The following is a 19,358-nucleotide window of genomic DNA, read 5'->3' as shown; positions in this document are numbered from 1 at the left end:
CCGTTCATCCAGCCGACCGGCACCGCCGGTCCCGAAGAAGGAGCACACCATGCCGCACATGTTGTTGATCGTCGAACCGGTCGGCCAGCGCGCCGAACGCACTGAAGAAGAAGGCCGCGCGCTGTACGACAGCATGATGCGTTTCGGCGCCGACCTGCAGGCACGCGGCCTGCTGATCGCCAGCGAATCGCTGCACTCCACCGCTTCCGGCGCGCGTGTGGAGACGCGCGAAGGCCGTACCAGCGTGGTCGACGGACCGTTCGCCGAAGCCAAGGAAATGGTCGGCGGCTTCTTCCTGCTGGCCACCGACGACCGGCAGGTGGCGATCGACATCGCGCGCGCCTGCCCTGCCGCCACCTGGTCGACGGTGGAAGTGCGCGGCGTCGGGCCGTGCTTCGAAAAAGGCTGAGCGAAAGAGGTATGAGTGACGCGCGCGACGGCGCCGGGCCTCGCGTGCGCCATCCGTCCGTCGCATTCGCACGCAACCGCAGGAGAAGCCCGCCATGCGCTACATGATCATCGTCAAGGCCACGCGCGACACCGAAGCCGGCGTGATGCCCGAGGAACCGCTGCTGGCCGCGATGGCCGGCTATCACGAAGCGCTCATGCGGGCGGGCGTGCTGCTCGACGCCTCGGGCCTGAAGCCGAGCGCCGACGGCTGGCGCATCCGCTACCGCGGCAGCGCGCGCAGCGTGACCGACGGACCTTTCGCCGAGCGCGCGGACATGATCGCCGGCTACACGCTGATCCAGGTAAACAGCCGCGAAGAAGCGCTGGAATGGACGCGCCGCTTTCCGAATCCGGCCGGTGAAGGCGTCGACGCCGAAATAGAAGTGAGGCAGCTGTTCGAGCTGGACGACTTCGCGCCGGGCGAGGCGATCGACCGCTTCCGCGCGATGGACGCCGGCGCCTCATGACGCACAGGCGCGGCTGATGAGCGCGCCCGACATCCACCGCACGCTCGATGCGGTGTGGCGCATCGAATCGGCGCGCATCGTCGGTGCGCTGGCGCGCCGGGTGCGCGATGTCGGCCTGGCCGAAGAGCTGGCGCAGGACGCGCTGCTGACGGCGCTCGAACAGTGGCCGGCGAAAGGCATACCCGACAATCCGGCCGCCTGGCTGATGACCGCGGCAAGGAACCGCGCCATCGACCTGTTGCGCCAGCGCACGCTGCACGCACGCAAGGCCGACGAGATTGCGTTCGAACTCGAAGGTCAGTTGCAGGACGGCGCGCCGCCGGCACCCGACGCCGCGCTCGAAGCCGCCGTCGACAACCCGCTCGGCGACGACGTGCTGCGTCTGGTGTTCATCGCCTGCCACCCGGTGCTGTCGCTCGAGGCGCGCGTGGCGCTGACGCTGCGCCTGATCGGCGGCCTGGGTACGCCCGACATCGCGCGCGCCTTCCTGGTGCCTGAAGCGACGATCGCCCAGCGCATCGTCCGCGCCAAGCGCACGCTGGCCGAGGCCCGCGTGCCGTTCGAACTGCCGCCGCCGGCCGAACTGGCGCAACGGCTGTCGTCGGTGCTGAAGGTGATCTACCTGATTTTCAATGAAGGCTATTCGGCCACCGCGGGTGACGACTGGATGCGCCCGACGCTGTGCGAAGAGGCGCTGCGGCTGGGCCGCATCCTGGCCGTGCTGGCGCCGGCCGAACCGGAAGTGCACGGATTGGTGGCGCTGATGGAAATCCAGTCGTCGCGGCTGCACGCGCGCGTCGATGCAGCCGGCGCGCCCATCCTGCTGCTCGAGCAGGACCGCAACCGCTGGGACCGGCTGCTGATCCGGCGTGGCCTGGCGGCACTCGAACGCGCCGCTTCACCCGATGGATACGGCCCGTACGCGCTGCAGGCCGCCATCGCCGCCTGCCACGCGCGCGCCGCCACCGCCGCCGATACCGACTGGGGCCGCATCGCAGCGCTGTACGACGCGCTGGCCGAGCTCGCGCCCTCACCGGTGGTCGAGCTGAACCGGGCCGTCGCCCTTGCCATGGCCTTCGGGCCGCAGGCCGGGCTGGACATCATCGACCGGCTGCTCGATGACCCGGCGCTGCGTCACTATCACCTGCTGCCCGGTGTGCGCGGCGATCTGCTGGACAAGCTCGGCCGGCTGGACGAGGCGGCAGCGGAGTTCAGGCGCGCGGCGGCACTGACGCAGAACGGGCGCGAGCGCACACTGCTGCTCGAGCGCGCTGCACACTGCGCACGAAATGCAGGGAGCGGTTGAGCGGACGCAACTGAAGTCGCACCCGGTCCGGCGGCGGGTGCCGGGTCCTGTGCCGGCGCCGCAAGCGGCCGCAACGTCCTGGTCCCGCCGCTCGCGCACCGCCGCCGGTTCGCATCCTCTTTCACACCGCGGGATTTCGCGGCCATCCGCACTGTCCGACACAGCACAGCGCATGTCCGCCCGAACATCGCATGGGCTGCGTGTCGCAGTGCGCACCCGTGCCGCCGGCCGTTGTAAGCCTGACCCTGCCCTGCCGGTCTGATCCTGCATGAGGCTGCCCGACCCGGGCATGTCCGCTGAGGCGCCATGCGCCGCACTGCATACCTACGAGGAGATTCTGCATGAACCGACACATCAACCGCCGCGAATGGCTGGGCGTGATCGCAGCCGGCGCGCTCGGCGCCGTCGCCGCCCGCGTGATCGCGGCCGACGCACCTGCCGCCGCCAGCGGTGCACCCACCCCGCTCAAGCTCAGTGACGCCGAATGGCGCAAACGCCTGTCGCCCGGCCAGTACGCGGTGCTGCGCAATGAAGGCACCGAGCGTCCGCGCAGCAGCCCGCTGAACGACGAGAAGCGCCGCGGCACCTATCACTGTGCCGGCTGCGATCTGCCGCTGTTTTCGTCCGACACGAAATACGAAAGCGGCACCGGCTGGCCCAGCTTCCATACCGCGCTGCCCGGCGCACTCGGCACCAAGACCGACTTCAAGGCCATCCTGCCGCGCACCGAATACCACTGCGCGCGCTGCGGCGGCCATCAGGGCCATGTCTTCGACGACGGCCCGGCGCCGACCGGCAAGCGCTACTGCAACAACGGCATCGCGCTGCGTTTCGCGCCGGCCGAGGCGTGAGCGCCGTGACGAAACAGCTGATCGGCGCACTGGCCGGCGCCGCGCTGTGCGCGGTCGTGTTCGCGCAAGCGCCTGCCGTTGCACCGGCTGCACCGCCGGCGGTTGCGAAAGCCACCTTTGCGGGCGGCTGCTTCTGGTGCGTCGAGGTCGATTTCGACAAGGTGCCGGGCGTGCTGTCGACCACCTCGGGCTACACCGGCGGCAAAACCGCCAACCCGACATACAAGACGGTGTCGTCCGACACCACCGGCCACGCCGAAGCGGTGCTGATCGAGTACGACCCGGCGAAGGTGAGCTACGAACAGCTGCTGGCCCATTTCTGGCGCAGCATCGACCCGACCACGAAAGACCGCCAGTTCTGCGACGCCGGCCACTCCTACCGCAGTGCCATCTTCGCGCATGACGCCGCGCAGCTCGACGCCGCGCGTCGCTCGCTGGCCGAACTGGAGAAGACCAAGCCCTTCAAGGCGCCCATCGTCACCGAAATCAACACGGCGAGCACCTTCTACCCGGCCGAGGACTATCACCAGGACTATTACAAGAAGAATCCGGCGCGCTACCAGTACTACCGCTGGAGCTGCGGCCGCGATGCACGGCTGAAGGAGCTGTGGGGCGGGAAGTGAGCACCTGAGCATCAACCGCTTTGCCTCCGTGACGGCTTGATCATCCGCGAAGTCCGGGACACGGGCGCACACCAGGACTACCGAGGGCTGCATCCCTGTGGGGTGTCCCTGTGGGGTGTCCCTGTGGGAGCGGCGGCCTCGCCGCGATACGCGCTCTGCACAACGATGGTCACTGCACCATCGCGGCGAGGCCGCCGCTCCCACAGGTCGATATGCACTTTGCACAACGATGGTCACGGCACCATCGCGGCGAGGCCGCCGCTCCCACAGGCCGACATGCACTTTGCACAACGATGGTCACTGCACCATCGCGGCGAGGCCGCCGCTCCCACAGGGGGCGCTCACAACATTGCCGTTCCCACAGGGCTCACGCCGGATCCCGGATCAGGTTCGGCGTGTCGCGCGGGTCGAAGTCGCCCCAGTCGCCGGCGGCGATCGTACCGTCGGCGCGTTCGATCTGGTCGGCACCGAGCGCTTCGAGGATGGCGATCACCTGCGCCTCGCTGCCCTGCCCGTTCAACGCCACCGCCACCACCATCCCGGATTCACGCTGCGGCAGCGCGTTATCGGTACCCGCCTCGTCCTCGCCGCCTTCCTTCATCTGCGACAGGCTGCCCACCAGCGTGCCGATATGCGCACCGACTGCCGCGCCGAGGACCGAACTGACCGGTCCCATCACGGCGATGCCGGCCACACCCACGGCGGCACCGATGGCGCCACCGGTGGCCGCGCCGCGCAGCAGTCCCTCGTCGGCTTCGGATGCGCCGGGTGATTCGTCGCGATCGCCGCCGACCGGATACAGATCATGCTGCCCGGCCGGATTGACGTAGAAAGCACTGATGCCGTCGCGCGGGAAGCCGGCGGCCAGCAGTTCGGTGATGGCGAGTTCAACCTGGTCCTGGCGCTGCAGGCGCCCGGCGATGATGGATGTCATGACGGCCCTTTTCTGTGGATGCCACGCGGATGCCGGGTCGCTGCGCCACACGGCGCCCGACGACATCCGCGATGGACGCGCGCCCGACCATCGGGCGCTTCGACTGCCCCAGCATGGCAGCTGCGATGTGCCGGGTCTGTGCGGTGGCGAACCGGCGACGTGGCCGGGCATGCGCACGTCGGCATCCCTTCCGGATACGCCCCACCGTGCGTCCCGACCTTGCGTTAAGCGGCACTTAATGTCGCGCGTTCACGATGTATTCGTCAGCCCGGTCAGACGGGCAGTTTTCCGGACAGCCACCGCATGACGCAACATGACATCCGCCAGGGCGTGCCGCACGACACTGCCGTGGTGATGGCGTGCGACGTGAACTACGCACCCTACGCGTTCTTCATGGCCGAACAGATCGCGTTGCTGCACCCCGACCGCACCTTCGACATCTGCGTGTTCTCGCAGGATGACCTCGTGCTGCCACCGGGGTTGCTTGGCACCAGACTCAAACTGATGAAGTTGCCGCCCGGCAACCCGTTCCGCACCGGCACCCAGGCCGATCGGCACGGCGCGGCGGCCTACCTGCGATTGCTCATTCCCGGCGCGGTCGCGGGCTGCTACCGGCGCATCCTCTACCTCGACAGCGACATCATGCCGATGAGCGCCGGCATCGATCAGCTGCTCGACATCGACCTGCTCGGCGCGGTCATCGGCGCGGTGCGCGACAACGTGCAATGGCGCACTCCAGGGCGGCGCGTCCCGGAGAACCGCACGCTCGGCCGGCCGGCCTCGCCCTACTTCAACTCGGGCATGCTGCTGATCGACGTCGAACGCTACCAGTCAGAACGCATACTCGGGCGCTGTCTGCAGGTGCTCGCCATATCGCCCGAAGCCGTGCTGCGGCACGACCAGTCGCTGCTCAACCTTGCGCTCGACGGCGACTGGACGGAACTGAGTCCGGTGTGGAACTGGCAATACACCTGGTCGTCGCGCTTCTTTGCGGATCTGGTGGAGCCGAAATTCGTACACTTCATCGGACCTAACAAGCCCTGGCGCGACACCGCATGCACCTTGCCGCCGCGTTTCCGGCGCGCCTACCGGGCGTTCGCCCAACGTCATTACCCGGCGCGAACGGATCTCGCCGCGATCGACCCGGCGCGCCGCGGCTGGCCGCCGAAACTTGCACGCGCCTATCTCAAGCATCTGCTGAGCATCGGCGCCATGACCGACTACCTGAACTGCTTCGACACCGACTTCTCCTGCCGCCCCGCGAAGAGGAAGCAGGCGGTCGCACCGGGCCGCAGGGCGGCTGCGACCTTCAACCTGCCGGCAGAGACCGGCGTGCGCGCTGCACGGCAAGCAGGGTGAGCAACCCGGAACCGAAGAGCCATGCAGCCGCCGGCATCGGTACCGCCGACACGTCGCCGTCATGCACCGCCCAGGCACGGGGTTCGAGCGTGGACACATTCACGAAGACCTGCACACCGCCCATGCCGAAGGCCCACGCCGTCTGGCCGGTCGGATCGCCGGCGAACGCGTCGGCCGACCAGTAACCCGCTACCTGGATGTTCGAGAACAGGTCGAAGTTGGCGTTGTGGGTGTCGGTGATGGCAATCGTCGCCTCGCCGCCTAGCACGTTGTAGAACAGGTTGCCCAGCTCACTGCCGGTACACCCGGTACCGAGCGAGAAACCCGCCCCCTGCGCACTGCAGCTCGAGTCCGGTTGCGCCGTGTAAGGCAGTCGCCAGCCGGTCACTCCGCCGATGTCCAGTCCCGCCGCCCAGGCTTTCGCGTCCACCCAGGTCATCAGCCCGTCCGCGTCGTAGCCGGAAGTCCGGGCGTAATCGGCTTCCGCCAGCCAGGTCAGGTCGGCCGCGGTGTCGTAATACGCCAGCCCGCCGAGACGTGGCAGCAACTCGGCGCGCGCCGGCCCGGCCAGCGCGCTCGCCAGAACAGAAAGAACGATCAGACATCGCAACTTCATGGCCTTGCACCTCCTCGAGGACATGCAGTGAAGAATGACCTGCTGAATTCAAGTGGAACGGCAAACCGGACCTCTGCGTTCGCACGGCAGGCGACGCCTTGCGCTATGACGTCACCGGGCCGCCTTCATCAAGGTTTAGCTCAGGATCGTCAGCTCTGCCCGGCCGGAACGACTGCTGAACGAAGGTAAGGCCCGTCCCCGCCCCGGACGCGACGCCGGACAGCGGCACCGCCCGGCAGACGTTCAGTTCCGTCCGGCGCGGGCAGCGAATCCGGCCAGACCGAGGCCGAAATGCGCATCGTCGGCGAGACCGTTGCTCGCGGTGAAGCCGAACCGGATGTCGCGGGAGGCGGCTTTGAGGGGTAGTGGCTGTGGGAGCCACTGGCTGTGGGAGCGGCGGCCTCGCCGCGATACGCGCTCTGCACAACGATGGTCGCTGCACTGATCGCGGCGAGGCCGCCGCTCCCACAGGGTGCCGCTTTTACAGGGGGACGGCTCCCACAGGGGGGCAGCTCCCACATGGGCCGCTCCACCGCCCGCGCCAGCACGGCGCGCGCAGCGAGCGCTGTGTCAGGCCAGCATGCGCACGGTCTTTTCGCGCGCCCACTGGCGGGTACCCGCGGCCGCGATGAAGCCGGCGTGATCGTCGACATCGAACACCCCTGCATCGGCAACGATGCCGGCGGCCTTCAGCAACGTGCGACCGCCATCGTCGAGCATAAGCGCCTTCAGGTGGCCGAAGGCATCGCGCACGAAATCGATGGCCGCGGCGTCGGCAGACAGTTCGACGGCACCCGACGACGACAGCACGATGGCCACCGCATCGAACATGACCGACGGTGTGCCGGCGAGCTGGCCGTCGGCGGCGAACGTCGAACCATCGCGCAGCTTCGCGCCACCGACCTTGGGTGCGACGAGCTTCACCGTGGCACCGGCCTCGACCAGCGCCGTGTGCAGCGCTTCGATCGCCGCATCGTCCGTGCCGTCGTTCATCAGGATGGCGACGACCCGTCCGGTCAGCGTGTTGCGACCCTTGCCGATGGTGCGCAGCGCCGGTGACGGCTCGCGATCCTGCACCGGGCGTGCCGCAACGGGCGGCGCCGGCAGGTCGATCATGCCGAGACCGTCGGCCACGCGTCGCGCCAGCGCCTCGTCGATGTGGCGCAGATGTCCGACCATCGCGGCACGGATATGCAGGTGCTCGACCTTGGACAGCTCGAACACGAGTGCCGAGGCGATGTGCGCCTGCTCATGTTCGGTCTGGCTGCGCCAGAACTGGCGCGCCTGGCTGTAATGGTCGGCGAACGTGTCGGCGCGGATGCGGCCGCGCTGCCCGCCCTCGTCGATGGCCATGCTGCGGAACCCCGTATCCGGCGATTCGCGCGCCAGGTCGGGGGCCAGCGAATTGGGTTCATAGGACACGCGCCCCTTGGGCTGACCCATCTGCATGTGGCCGTCGCGCTGCTGGTTCGAGAACGGGCACTTCGGCGCATTGACCGGAATCTGGTGGAAATTGGTCGAACCGAGGCGCGACAGCTGGGTGTCGAGATAGGAATGCAGACGCCCCTGCAGCAGCGGATCGTTCGAGAAGTCGATGCCGGGCACCAGATGCGACGGGCAGAACGCCACCTGTTCGGTTTCGGCGAAGAAGTTGTCCGGCCAGCGGTCGAGCACCATGCGGCCGATCTCCTGCAGCGGCACCAGTTCTTCCGGAATCAGCTTGGTCGAGTCGAGATGGTCGAACGGGAAAGCGGCCGCCTCTTCTTCGGTGAACAGCTGCACCGAAAAGGTCCATTCCGGAAAACTGCCGGCGGCGATGGCCTCGAACAGGTCGCGCCGGTGAAAGTCAGGGTCGGCGCCGGCGATCTTGACCGCTTCGTCCCATACCGTCGATTGCAGGCCGAGCACCGGGCGCCAGTGGAACTTGACGAAGGTCGATTTGCCCGCCGCGTCGATCAGCCGGAAACTGTGGATGCCGAAGCCTTCCATCATGCGCAGCGAACGCGGCAGCGTACGGTCGGACATGGCCCACATGACCATGTGCATCGATTCCGGCGTCAGCGAGATGAAGTCCCAGAAGGTGTCATGCGCCGATCCGGCCTGCGGGAAGCCTCGGTCCGGCTCCATCTTCACGGCATGGATCAGATCGGGAAACTTGATCGCGTCCTGGATGAAGAACACCGGAATGTTGTTGCCGACCAGATCCCAGTTGCCCTGCTGCGTATAGAACTTGATCGCGAAGCCGCGCACGTCGCGTGGCGTGTCCACCGAGCCCGAGCCGCCGGCCACCGTCGACATGCGGCTGAACACCGGCGTGCGGGTACCGACTTCGGTCAGCACTTTCGCGGTCGTGTAATCGGCCAGCGAATGCGTCAGTTCGAAGTAGCCATGCGCGCCGCTGCCGCGTGCGTGCACGATGCGTTCCGGAATGCGCTCATGATCGAAGTGCGTGATCTTCTCGCGCAGGATGAAGTCTTCCAGCAACGTCGGCCCGCGCGGATGGGCGCGCAGCGAGTTCTGGTTGTCGGCAATCGCCAGCCCCTGATTCGTGGTCAGCACCGGATGGTCTGCGCCGGCCGGCTGATGCAGTTCGCCGCCGTTGCCGGGACAACCGTCGGCGGATTGAGGGGGGGTGGTCTTTTCCTTGCTGTCATGCTTCTTCATGCGGGGTGTCCTTCGGATGTTCTGTGGGGCGCGCAGGCGCGGGCAATCGGTGGCGTGGGGTTCAGCCGCGCAGGAACTCGAGCACGTCGGCGATGAAGCGTTCCTTGTGGCTGGCGAACAGGCCGTGCGGCGCACCTTCGTACTCGATGAAGCGGGCGTGCAGGATGGCGCGCGCGGTCAGGCGCGATGACGATTCGATCGGCACGATCTTGTCGTCACTGCCGTGGATGATCAGCGTGGGCACCGTGAACGACGCCAGGTCGCCACGGAAGTCGGTACTCGAAAAGGCCTTCGCGCAGGCCAGTGTCGCCTTCAGGCTGGCCTGCATCGACACCGAGCAGGCCCAGGCCATCACCTCGTCGCTGACCGGATGCGACACCATGCCGACACCGAAGAAGTTCTTGAAGAAGGGCGGCCAGAAGGCCGCGCGGTCCTGTGCGATGGCGGCGGCGGTTTCATCGAACTTCGCCTGCTCGACGCCATCCGGGTTGTCGCCGGTCTTCAGCCGGAACGGCAGCGTGGACGACACCAGCACCGCCTGCTTCACCTGATTGCCGGCGTGGCGCGACATGTAGCGCGCCACCTCGCCGCCACCCATCGAAAAGCCGAGCAATGTGGCGTCATGCGCGCCGGTCTGCTCGAGCACGTCGGCCAGGTCGTCGGACAGTGTGTCGTAGTCATAGCCGGTCCATGGCTGGTCCGAGCGGCCGAAGCCGCGCCGGTCGTAACTGATGGCGCGCATGCCAGCGTCGGCGATGGCCATCGACAGGTCGTCGAAGCTGTCGGCCGACAGCGGCCAGCCGTGGGTCATGACGACCGGGCGGCCCTGACCCCAGTCCTTCACGTAGAGCTTCACGCCGTCGCGCGTGGTGACATGGTTCATGGTGATCTCCGTTCCTTCGATTCAGTGCATGCCGGTTCGCGCGGAGCGCGGCCGGTCGATCATTCCCGGAGCGCGGGCACTTCAGGTCTTGCCGGCCTTCTTGCGGGCGGCCGTGAGGCAGTGGCTGCGCGTATCGCTCGCCATGGCTTCGCATTTCGCGACCGCGCGCGGGTAGTCGGCATTGCGCCGGGTGTCGACCGGCGTCCGGGCAATGCTGCCCCCGGCGCCGGCCTTGGCCTCGGCCAGAGCGCCCGCCTGTGCCGCCTTGGCTTCGGCAAGACAGCGCGCCTTGTCCGCGCCCACCTGCTCGTCGCATCGTTCGCGCGCAACGGCGTACCCGGCTTCGGCGCGCACCACGGGTATGGCTGCGGCGTCGGACAGATGGCCGCTGCGACGGAATGCGAGTTCGGCATGCGCAATGGACTGCACGGCGCGCGCTTCCTCGACGCAGATGTCCTTGGTATTGCTCGTGAGTGCATCGCACACGGCCCTCGCGTGGGTGAAGGTCGACGCGATGCGCCCTGTCTCGAGTTCGAACTCGAAGCGGGTCATCGGCCCGGCTGCGAGCGCCGGCAGGGACAGCAGCACGAGCGCGCTCGGGGCGAAAATGCGGAACAGAAGGTTCATGGTGCGATCATCCGATGCAGAAGGTGCGGTCCGCTGGAACATGCGTACCGTTGTATTCACCCGCCGCCATCAGGTCTGTTCGCCAGCGCACGCGCTGCCGGTGCCGCGTGCGGATGTCCCCTCCTTCAGCCCTTGAATGCCTTACCCGCGCTGTGTCCGTCAGCGCACAGACAAGGATTGCCCCAATGACCAGGATGCGAGCCCGTATACAGATATGTCGGAGAACAATTCATGAGTCTTGGAACCATATTGCTGGTCGTGCTGATCCTGATCCTGATCGGTGTCATCCCGACCTGGGGCCACAGCCGCAGCTGGGGCTACGGCCCGAGCGGCGCCCTGGGTCTGGTCGTCATCGTGCTCATCGTGCTGCTGCTGATGGGTCGCATATGACGCAGCGCAGGGTTGCGGCATCGCGCCCGTGCCATCTGACGGGGGCGATGTTCGCGCTCTGCGTGCTGCTCGCCGGCTGCGGCGACACGGCGAAACTTCAGGTCGCCGCAGGAACCGGGCCGGAGCCGATGTTGCCGACGCCGGTCAGCAGCCTGCTGCCGACCGTGAACATCGCGCCGGCCATCGGCTGGCCCGAGGGCGGCGCGCCTCTCGCCGCATCTGGTACACAGGTCGTCGCCTTCGCGCGCGGCCTCGATCACCCGCGCTGGCTGCACGTGCTGCCCAACGGCGACATCCTTGTGGCCGAGAGCAATGCACCGGCAACTCCGGACGACGGCAAGGGACTCAAGGGCTGGATCAGCGGACTGGTCATGAAACGGGCCGGCGCCGGCGTACCCAGTGCCAACCGCATCACCCTGCTGCGTGACAGTGACGGCGATGGTGTCGCCGACCTGCGCAGCGTGCTGCTTGCCGGCCTGAATTCGCCCTTCGGCATGGCGCTGGTCGGCGACACGCTGTACGTTGCCAACACCGACGCGGTGCTCGGCTTTCCATATGTCACCGGCAACACCGAAATCACCGCACCCGGCGTCAAGCTGGTCGATCTGCCCGGCGGGCCGATCAACCATCACTGGACGAAGAACCTGATCGCCAATCCGGAAGGCAGCCTGCTCTACGTCACGACCGGCTCGAACAGCAACGTCGCCGAGCGCGGCATGGCGGCCGAAGAAGGACGCGCCGCCATCTGGGAGGTGGATCTGGGGACGCGCACGCACCGTCTGTTCGCGACCGGCCTGCGCAACCCGAACGGGCTGGCGTGGGAGCCGCATCGCAACACGCTATGGACGGTGGTGAATGAACGCGACGAAATCGGCAGCGACCTGGTGCCCGATTACCTCACCTCGGTGCGCGACGGCGACTTCTACGGCTGGCCCTACAGCTACTACGGCCAGCATGTCGATGCGCGGGTGCAGCCGCAGCAGCCGGCGCTGGTGGCACGCGCCCGCAAGCCCGACTATGCACTGGGGCCGCACACCGCCTCGCTCGGCCTGGCGTCGTCGTCGGGCACCACGCTGCCCGCGGCATTCGCCAGCGGCATGTTCATCGGCCAGCACGGCTCGTGGAACCGCCGGCCGCACAGTGGCTACAAGGTGATCTTCGTGCCGTTCGGCGAAGGCAAGCCCACAGGCGAACCGGTCGATGTGCTGACCGGTTTCCTGAGCCCGGACGGCGAGGCCTACGGCCGGCCGGTGGGCGTCGCGCTCGACCGACAGGGTGCGCTGCTGGTGGCCGACGATGTCGGCAACACGATCTGGCGCGTCACGGCGGCAGCGAAATGAACACGACCTTCAGGCTTGCCGCCGCCATCACGACGACGCTCGTCGTGATGGTCATCCTCGACCTCGTCTGGCTCGGCGTCATCGCGAAATCGACCTACCAGCAGGGCATCGGCCACCTGATGGCCGAGCGGCCGGTCATTCCGGTGGCCGTGCTGTTCTACTTCATCTATGCGGTCGGACTGACGCTGTTCACGATCCGGCCATTCGCTGCGCAGCCCGGCCTCGGGCAGACCCTCATCGCCGCCGCGCTGTTCGGCTTCTTCGCCTACGCGACCTACGACCTGACCAACCTTGCGACACTCAAGGACTGGCCGGTTCGCATCGTGCTGATCGACATCGCCTGGGGCATCTTCGTCAGCGCCACTTCCGCCACCGCAGGCAAATGGATGCTCGACCGGAGCGCCGCGGGCTGAGGTTGGCCCGTGGGAGCGGCGGCCTCGCCGCGATCGGCGCGTTGATCAGCGATCATCGCGGTATCGATCGCGGCGAGGCCGCCGCTCCCACAACACCTGCGCCGCTCCCACAACACCTGCGCCGCTCCCACAACACCTGCGCCGCTCCCACAACACCTGCGCCGCTCCCACAAAAACCGGCGGTGCCGCAGCTCAAGGCAGCGTGTGCCCCTCGAACTGCTGTCTCAGCTTGAGCTTGAGCATCTTGCCGGTGGCGGTGTGGGGGATTTCATCAACGAACACGACGTCATCCGGGATCTGCCAGCGGGCGATCCTGCCTTCGTAGAACGCGAGCATGGTGGCGCGGTCGAGGTCGGCGCCGGGCTTCTTCACGACCACCAGCAGCGGACGCTCGTCCCACTTCGGGTGGCGGCAGGCGATGACCGCCGCTTCGAGCACGGCCGGGTGCGCCATGGCGATGTTCTCGAGCTCGATCGAACTGATCCATTCGCCGCCGGACTTGATCACGTCCTTGCTGCGGTCGGTGATCTGCATGTAGCCGTCGGCATCAATGGTGGCGACGTCGCCGGTGGCGAACCACCACTGGCCGTCGAGTTCGCGCAGCGCCGAGCCGGCTTCGCCGAAATAGCGCTCGATGACCCAGCCGCCGCGCACCAGCAGGTCGCCGCTGCTGCGGCCATCCCACGGCAGCGCACGGCCGTCGTCGCCGACGATGGCCAGATCGATGCCGCAGATGGCGCGCCCCTGCTTGTTCAGCAGCGCCCGCTGCGCATCCGGCGGCAGCGTTGCGTGCCGCGCCTTGAGCCGCGACAGCGTGCCCAGCGGCGACAGTTCGGTCATGCCCCAGGCGTGGATGACCTGGACGCCGTAGTCCTCTTCGAGCGTCTGCCGCATGGCCGGCGGACACGCCGCGCCGCCGATGACGGTGCGCTTGAGGCTGGACATCTTCAGCCCGGCGCACTTCAGGTGATTGATGACGCCCAGCCAAACGGTCGGCACGCCAGCGCTGAAGGTGACCTGCTCCTGTTCGAACAGCTCGTGCAGCGACTTGCCGTCGAGGAAGGGGCCGGGGAACACCAGCTTGGCGCCGACCATCGGCCCGCTGTACGGCAGACCCCACGCGTTCACGTGGAACATCGGCACCACCGGCAGGATCACGTCGGCCGCCGAACAGCCCATCGCGTCGGGCAGCGCGGCGCCATAGGCATGCAGCACCGACGAGCGGTGGCTGTACAGCGCGCCTTTCGGATGCCCCGTGGTGCCCGAGGTGTAGCACAGGCTGGACGCGGTGTTCTCGTCGAATTCCGGCCAGCGGTAGTCGCCGTCTTCGGCGTCGATCAATGCCTCATAGCACAGCAACCCGGGCAGCGTAGTGGCCGCCGGCATGTGGGCGCGGTCGGTCATCAGCACGAAATGACGAACCTGCTTCAACGCGGGGGCGATCTGTTCGACCAGCGGCAGGAAGGTGAGGTCGAAGCACAGCACCCGGTCGGCCGCATCATTGGCGATCCATGCGATCTGGTCCGGGAACAGGCGCGGATTGATGGTGTGGCACACCCGCTGCGAGCCGGACACGCCGTAATAGATTTCGAAGTGGCGATAGCCGTTCCAGGCCAGCGTGCCGATGCGTTCGCCCGGCTGCGTGCCGAGTCGCGCCAGAGCCTGTGCGAACTTGCGGCTGCGCAGTTCGGCTTCGCGATAGGTCGTGCGGTGGATGTCGCCCTCGATCCGGCGCGACACGATTTCGGTGTCGCCGTGGTGGCGCGCCGCGTGGCGGATGAGGTTCGAGATGAGCAGCGGCATCTGCATCATCTGGCCGGGTAGCGGATTCATGCGCTTGCCTCCACACGACGACGGACGGATGCACCCCGGACGGCCACGACGCAGCCGCCCGGGGTGTCACGACGGGCTGCGTTCAGGCGGCCGAAGCCAGCAGTTCGCGCAGGTGCTTGTCCACCTGTTCGGTGTAGCCGGCGTCGGTGCCGAACAGGCCGAGGTGGCCGTCTATCGTGTTGAGCACGCGCAGTTCGCTGTTCGGGATCAGCTTCTGCTCGGCGGCGCAGTCGGCCGGCGGGAAGAACATGTCGGTCGAGATCGGCATGACGAAGGTTTTCGCCTTGATGCGGCCCAGAGCGGCCTTCAGGTCACCGCCGGTGTGGCGGCTCACGTCGCCGTGCTGCCATTTCCACGCCATGCACAGCAGGTCGTTCGGCTCCATCACACCGAAATAGCCGTTCATGAAGTTGGTGATGAAGTCATCGACCGACGAAAAACCCAGCGCCTTGATGCGGTCCTGCTGGAAGAATTCGGTGCTCCAGCCCATGACCGCCCACATCTTGGCGTGGCGGCGCAGGCCCTGATGCACGTCGAGCGGGGAGCCGTACCAGCCGCCCTTGAACGCCGGGTCGGACGTGATCGCTTCGATCAGCGTTTCGGCGAACAGGTAGTCGTGCGGCGTGTTCTTCGCGGTGCCGGCGATCGGTGCCGCGCGACGCACCATGTCCGGGTAGCGCACGGCCCATTCGTATGTCTGCTGCGCGCCCATCGAACCGCCGACCACCAGCGCCAGTTTTTCGATGCCGAACTTTTCGGTGATCAGCGCGTGCTGCGCGCGCACGTCGTCGCCGATGCGCACGCGCGGGAAGTTGGGGCCACCACCCGGGAAGGGCGTGTTGTGCGGCGAGGTCGACAGGCCGTTGCCGATCTGGTTGATGGCGATGATGAAATACTTCGCCGGATCGAGCGCGCGACCGGCGCCGATGTACACCTGCTCCATGATCTTTGTCGTGCCCGAGTACCAGGTCGGCACCAGGATGGCGTTGTCCTTCGCCGCGTTCAGCGTTCCGAAGGTCGCGTACGCCAGCGTGCAGCCGCGTATCGTGCCGCCCTCTTCCAGCACGTGGTCACCGATGCTGTGGGTTTCGTACGGGCCGTGAACGGCCTGATTGTAATAGGCGTGCTCCGTCATGCTGTCTCCTCCTGTTGTTGTGGCGCCGGTCTCGGGTGCCTGTCCGGTAGCAGCATCGGCGCAGGCAGCGGGCGCAGCGATGATAGCGGACTGCGCCTGCCGCGCGAACCGTCAGCCGAGTCGGCGGTGGATGAACGAAGTCCGGTGTCGGCAGCCCTATCGCTGTGCAGGCCCGCAACTCAACACTCCGGAGGCTCGAACGATGACGACTGCCGACCCCACCGCCCCGCGCGCATCGCTGCAGCGCGTGACTGCGCTGCGGCGCTGGACGCCGATGCTGTGGTCGCTGCGCATCGACCGCCCGGAAGACTTTCGTTTTGCGCCCGGCCACTACGCCAAGCTCGGTCTGACCGACCCGGACGGGCAGACCGTGTGGCGGCCCTATTCCATCGTGTCGGCCACCGATGACCCGGAACTCGAATTCCTCATCGTGCTGATTCCGGGTGGCGCGTTCAGCGAGCCGCTGTCGCGCATCGACGTGGGCCAGCCGGTCCAGCTCGCGTCGGCCATCTTCGGCTTCTTCCTCGAACCGCAACTGGCGCCCGGCGACACGCTGTGGATGCTGGCGACCGGCACCGGGCTCGGGCCGTATGTATCGCTGCTGCGCAGTTCGGGCGCGCTCGACCGCTACCGGCGCCTGATCGTGGTGCACAGCGTGCGGCTGGCGGCCGAACTGGCCTACCGCGACGAACTGGAAGCGCTGGCGGCGGCCGACGCGCGACTGAGCTACCTGCCCATCGTCACCCGCGAAGCCGGCGCAACAGCGCTGAGCGGGCGCATTCCGGCGCTGATCGCCGACGGCACGCTGGCGCAGCACGCGGGGGCGACGCTCGATCCGGCGACCGACCGCGTCATGGTGTGCGGCAATCCGGATTTCACGACCGACATGCGCGCCCTGCTGAACGAGCGCGGATTCGTGCCGTGCCGGCGCGGCAACGCCGGCAGCATGCTGTTCGAGAAATACTGGTAGCCCGGTGCCGTCACTTCGGGACCCGCCACAAGTACCAGCTCGCCGCCGAGCGATGCGGCGCCCACGCCGCGCCGAGTGCTGCGATCTGCCGCGCGCCGGGCAGCGCGTCGAGCGACTTGAGCCGCCGGTAGCCGTCGCGCACGCCGAAGTCGTCGGCCGGCAGGATGTCGCCGCGTTCGAGCGTGAACATCAGCAGCATGTCCACCGTCCAGCGGCCGATGCCGCGCAGCGCGGTCAGGCGCTCGATCAGCACGTCGTCGGCCAGCGCCAGGGCTTCATCGCGGCCGGGCACCCGGCCGCTCAGCGCCGCCTCGGCGATGCCGCGCAGCGTGTCGGCCTTGCGGGCCGAAAAGCCGCAGGCGCGCAAGACCTCGACATCCGTGTCGAACAGTTGCTGCGGCGTCGGAAAGTCGCCGCCGTGACGCGCCAGCAGTCGCCCCATGATGGCGTCGGCGGCGCGGCCATGCAGTTGCTGGTAAGCGACCGCCCGCACCAGCGCCTGCCAGGGCTCGCGCACCGGGCCGGGTGCCAGTCCGCACGGGCCGACGGTCGCGATCAGTCGCGCCCAGTCGTCGTCGAGGGCGGCGAGATGGCGTTCGGCGGCGTCCAGCGCTTCTCGGGTGTGCGTCATGGCGGCTCAGTATCGATGCGCCGTGCGGCACCGGCAAGGTCGAATTCGAAAGCAAGGGCCGGAGTGCGCACGCGTCGAACGGCGACTACAGTGCGGCCATCGACACGCAGGCGCGAAGGATTCCGGATGAACGCATCGACCCGCCATGAAGCACCGGATGTCGCCGCGCGCGCGGCCGCCACGCGGGCCGACCCGCGCTGGGCGGCAGTCGTCGCGCGCGATGCCGCAGCGGACGGCGACTTCTTCTATTCGGTGAAAACGACCGGCGTGTACTGCCGGCCGTCGTGCGCCGCGCGCACCGCGCGACCCGAAAACGTCGCCTTCCACGCGAGCGCGGCCGACGCCGAACGCGCCGGTTTCCGCGCCTGCAAACGCTGCCGGCCGGACCAGCCGCCGCGCACCGAACGGCAGGCCGCCCTCGTCGCCGAGCTGTGCCGGCTGATCGAGCGCTCCGACTCACCCCCGGCACTCGACGCGCTGGCAACACACGCCGGCGTCAGCGCCTTTCATCTGCACCGCCTGTTCAAGTCGGTGACCGGTCTGACGCCACGCGCCTGGGCTGCCGCGCGCCGGGCCGAGCGCCTGCGCGACCATCTGACGCAGGGTGCGCCGGTGACCGACGCGCTGCACGACGCCGGCTACGGCTCCAGCAGCCGCCTGTACGAGGCATCCGGCGCCCTGCTCGGCATGACGCCGGGCCGCTATCGCGCGGGCGGCGCCGACATCGACATCCGCTTCGCGCTCGGCCAGTGTTCGCTCGGCGCCATCCTGGTCGCCGAAAGCCCGCTCGGCGTTGTCGCGATTTCGCTTGGCGACGATCCCGAGGCGCTGGCGCGCGCGCTGCAGGACCGCTTTCCGCATGCGCGCCTGATCGGCGGCGATGCGGCGTTCGAACAGCGCGTGGCACAGGTGGTCGGTTTCGTCGACGCACCGCGCATCGGGCTGGCGCTGCCGCTGGACCTGCGCGGCACCGCCTTCCAGCAACGCGTGTGGCAGGCGCTGCGCGACATTCCGGCCGGGCATACGCTGAGCTACCGCGAACTGGCGGCGCGGCTCGGCGTGCCGAAAGCGGTGCGCGCGGTCGCCGGCGCCTGTGCGGCCAACACGCTTGCGGTGGCCATCCCGTGTCACCGCGTGGTGCGCAGCGACGGCGCGCTGTCGGGCTACCGCTGGGGCATCAAGCGCAAGCGCGCGCTGATCGAGCGCGAAGGAACATGAACGGTCTGTTCGATGCGCTGGAACGCGCCGCCGGCCCGGTCACCTTCGCACCCGGTGCCACCCTGCTGCGCGGCTTCGCGCTGGAGGACGCCGCCGCCCTGCTGGCCGCGGTCGACGCCATCGCCGCTGCGGCACCCATGCGCCACATGGTGACGCCCGGCGGCTACACGATGTCGGTCGCCACCACCAGTTGCGGCGAACTGGGCTGGACGTCCGACGCGCAGGGTTACCGCTACGCCGCGTGCGATCCGGACACCGGCCTGCCGTGGCCGGCCATGCCGGCGCTGTTCGACACGCTGGCGCGAGATGCTGCCGCGCAGGCCGGCTTCCCCGGCTTCCAACCGGACGCCTGCCTGATCAACCGCTACGCCCCCGGCGCGCGGCTCACGCTGCACCAGGACAGGAACGAACGCGACTTCGGTGCGCCCATCGTGTCCGTGTCGCTGGGACTGCCCGCGACCTTCCTGTTCGGCGGCATCAAGCGCACCGACCCGACGCTCAAACTGCGTCTGGCGCACGGCGACGTGGTGGTGTGGGGCGGACCGGCGCGGCTGCGCTTTCACGGCGTGCTGCCGCTGGCACACGGCACGCACCCGGTGACCGGGGCGTACCGCATCAATCTCACGTTTCGCAAGGCGCGCTGAGCGC

The 19,358-nt window shown here is 68.1% G+C and carries 20 protein-coding genes; 12 read left to right on the top strand and 8 right to left on the bottom strand.

Going from position 1 to position 19,358, the window contains the following annotated elements; all coding sequences use genetic code 11:
* Positions 1-49 precede the first annotated feature (49 nt).
* The 5 genes from NMQ16_RS09420 (at position 50) to msrA (ending at position 3,697) form a co-directional block, all read left to right on the top strand.
* A complete protein-coding gene (locus NMQ16_RS09420; protein WP_257080310.1) occupies positions 50-409 on the top strand; it encodes a YciI family protein in 360 nt (119 codons plus the stop codon).
* 94 nt (positions 410-503) lie between these two features.
* Positions 504-917 carry a YciI family protein gene (locus NMQ16_RS09415; RefSeq protein ID WP_257080309.1) on the top strand — a complete coding sequence of 138 codons (414 nt, stop codon included), beginning with the start codon at positions 504-506 and terminating at the stop codon, positions 915-917.
* A 16-nt stretch (positions 918-933) separates the two neighbouring features.
* Positions 934-2,223, top strand: a complete 1,290-nt coding sequence (locus NMQ16_RS09410) for an RNA polymerase sigma factor (protein WP_257080308.1) — start codon at positions 934-936, stop codon at positions 2,221-2,223.
* A 341-nt stretch (positions 2,224-2,564) separates the two neighbouring features.
* Positions 2,565-3,074, top strand: coding sequence for a peptide-methionine (R)-S-oxide reductase MsrB (gene msrB, locus NMQ16_RS09405; RefSeq protein ID WP_257080307.1), 510 nt, complete (start codon positions 2,565-2,567; stop codon positions 3,072-3,074).
* A 5-nt stretch (positions 3,075-3,079) separates the two neighbouring features.
* Positions 3,080-3,697 (top strand): peptide-methionine (S)-S-oxide reductase MsrA, encoded by a 618-nt coding sequence (gene msrA / locus NMQ16_RS09400; RefSeq protein WP_257080306.1) that lies wholly within the window; start codon positions 3,080-3,082, stop codon positions 3,695-3,697.
* Between the two features lie 367 nt (positions 3,698-4,064).
* Here the strand turns inward: msrA and NMQ16_RS09395 are convergent, their stop codons facing one another.
* Complete coding sequence (locus tag NMQ16_RS09395) at positions 4,065-4,631, bottom strand: hypothetical protein (RefSeq protein ID WP_257080305.1); 567 nt, start codon at positions 4,629-4,631, stop codon at positions 4,065-4,067.
* Between the two features lie 303 nt (positions 4,632-4,934).
* On the opposite strand from NMQ16_RS09395, the gene NMQ16_RS09390 reads away from it, so the two are divergent.
* Positions 4,935-5,990: a glycosyltransferase family 8 protein gene (locus tag NMQ16_RS09390; RefSeq protein ID WP_257080304.1), complete on the top strand. Its 1,056-nt coding sequence runs from the start codon at positions 4,935-4,937 to the stop codon at positions 5,988-5,990.
* Here NMQ16_RS09390 and NMQ16_RS09385 read toward each other — a convergent pair.
* From NMQ16_RS09385 to NMQ16_RS09370, 4 genes are all read right to left on the bottom strand, one after another.
* On the bottom strand, positions 5,941-6,606 hold the full coding sequence (locus tag NMQ16_RS09385; RefSeq protein WP_257080303.1) for a hypothetical protein: 666 nt from the start codon (positions 6,604-6,606) through the stop codon (positions 5,941-5,943). The genes NMQ16_RS09390 and NMQ16_RS09385 overlap by 50 nt on opposite strands.
* Positions 6,607-7,176: 570 nt before the next feature.
* Positions 7,177-9,270 carry a catalase gene (locus NMQ16_RS09380; RefSeq protein ID WP_257080302.1) on the bottom strand — a complete coding sequence of 698 codons (2,094 nt, stop codon included), beginning with the start codon at positions 9,268-9,270 and terminating at the stop codon, positions 7,177-7,179.
* A 61-nt stretch (positions 9,271-9,331) separates the two neighbouring features.
* Positions 9,332-10,153, bottom strand: coding sequence for an alpha/beta fold hydrolase (locus NMQ16_RS09375; RefSeq protein ID WP_257080301.1), 822 nt, complete (start codon positions 10,151-10,153; stop codon positions 9,332-9,334).
* Between the two features lie 81 nt (positions 10,154-10,234).
* Positions 10,235-10,780 carry a hypothetical protein gene (locus NMQ16_RS09370; protein ID WP_257080300.1) on the bottom strand — a complete coding sequence of 182 codons (546 nt, stop codon included), beginning with the start codon at positions 10,778-10,780 and terminating at the stop codon, positions 10,235-10,237.
* A gap of 231 nt (positions 10,781-11,011) precedes the next feature.
* On the opposite strand from NMQ16_RS09370, the gene NMQ16_RS09365 reads away from it, so the two are divergent.
* From NMQ16_RS09365 to NMQ16_RS09355, 3 genes are read left to right on the top strand one after another with little or no spacing between them, the layout of a single operon-like run.
* Complete coding sequence (locus NMQ16_RS09365; protein WP_257080299.1) at positions 11,012-11,170, top strand: DUF3309 domain-containing protein; 159 nt, start codon at positions 11,012-11,014, stop codon at positions 11,168-11,170.
* A 47-nt stretch (positions 11,171-11,217) separates the two neighbouring features.
* A complete protein-coding gene (locus NMQ16_RS09360) occupies positions 11,218-12,510 on the top strand; it encodes a sorbosone dehydrogenase family protein (protein ID WP_257080298.1) in 1,293 nt (430 codons plus the stop codon).
* A complete protein-coding gene (locus NMQ16_RS09355; RefSeq protein WP_257080297.1) occupies positions 12,507-12,923 on the top strand; it encodes a DUF2177 family protein in 417 nt (138 codons plus the stop codon). The genes NMQ16_RS09360 and NMQ16_RS09355 overlap by 4 nt, the downstream gene beginning before the upstream one ends.
* A gap of 192 nt (positions 12,924-13,115) precedes the next feature.
* Here NMQ16_RS09355 and NMQ16_RS09350 read toward each other — a convergent pair whose 3' ends face one another.
* Positions 13,116-14,756: a 3-(methylthio)propionyl-CoA ligase gene (locus NMQ16_RS09350; protein WP_257080296.1), complete on the bottom strand. Its 1,641-nt coding sequence runs from the start codon at positions 14,754-14,756 to the stop codon at positions 13,116-13,118.
* An 82-nt stretch (positions 14,757-14,838) separates the two neighbouring features.
* Entirely contained in the window at positions 14,839-15,891 is a 1,053-nt protein-coding gene (locus tag NMQ16_RS09345; protein ID WP_257080295.1) for an alpha/beta fold hydrolase, read from the bottom strand.
* A gap of 202 nt (positions 15,892-16,093) precedes the next feature.
* Between NMQ16_RS09345 and NMQ16_RS09340 the strand changes: the two genes are divergently transcribed.
* Positions 16,094-16,861, top strand: a complete 768-nt coding sequence (locus tag NMQ16_RS09340; protein WP_257080294.1) for a ferredoxin--NADP reductase — start codon at positions 16,094-16,096, stop codon at positions 16,859-16,861.
* A gap of 10 nt (positions 16,862-16,871) precedes the next feature.
* Here the strand turns inward: NMQ16_RS09340 and NMQ16_RS09335 are convergent, their stop codons facing one another.
* A complete protein-coding gene (locus NMQ16_RS09335) occupies positions 16,872-17,492 on the bottom strand; it encodes a DNA-3-methyladenine glycosylase (protein ID WP_257080293.1) in 621 nt (206 codons plus the stop codon).
* 126 nt (positions 17,493-17,618) lie between these two features.
* Here NMQ16_RS09335 and ada point away from each other — a divergent pair, with 126 nt between their 5' ends.
* Together ada and alkB are read left to right on the top strand one after the other, a co-directional pair.
* On the top strand, positions 17,619-18,710 hold the full coding sequence (gene ada / locus NMQ16_RS09330; protein ID WP_257080292.1) for a bifunctional DNA-binding transcriptional regulator/O6-methylguanine-DNA methyltransferase Ada: 1,092 nt from the start codon (positions 17,619-17,621) through the stop codon (positions 18,708-18,710).
* The gene (alkB, locus tag NMQ16_RS09325) at positions 18,707-19,354 is read left to right on the top strand and encodes a DNA oxidative demethylase AlkB (protein WP_257080291.1); all 648 of its coding nucleotides are present in this window, start codon (positions 18,707-18,709) and stop codon (positions 19,352-19,354) included. The genes ada and alkB overlap by 4 nt, the downstream gene beginning before the upstream one ends.
* The last annotated feature ends 4 nt before the right edge of the window (positions 19,355-19,358 follow it).

The sequence above is a fragment of the Methyloversatilis sp. XJ19-49 genome (assembly GCF_024580145.1).
Taxonomy (GTDB): Bacteria; Pseudomonadota; Gammaproteobacteria; order Burkholderiales; family Rhodocyclaceae; genus Methyloversatilis.
Note: the sequence above shows the minus strand (reverse complement) of the source record. Positions and strands in the feature narration are given on the sequence as shown.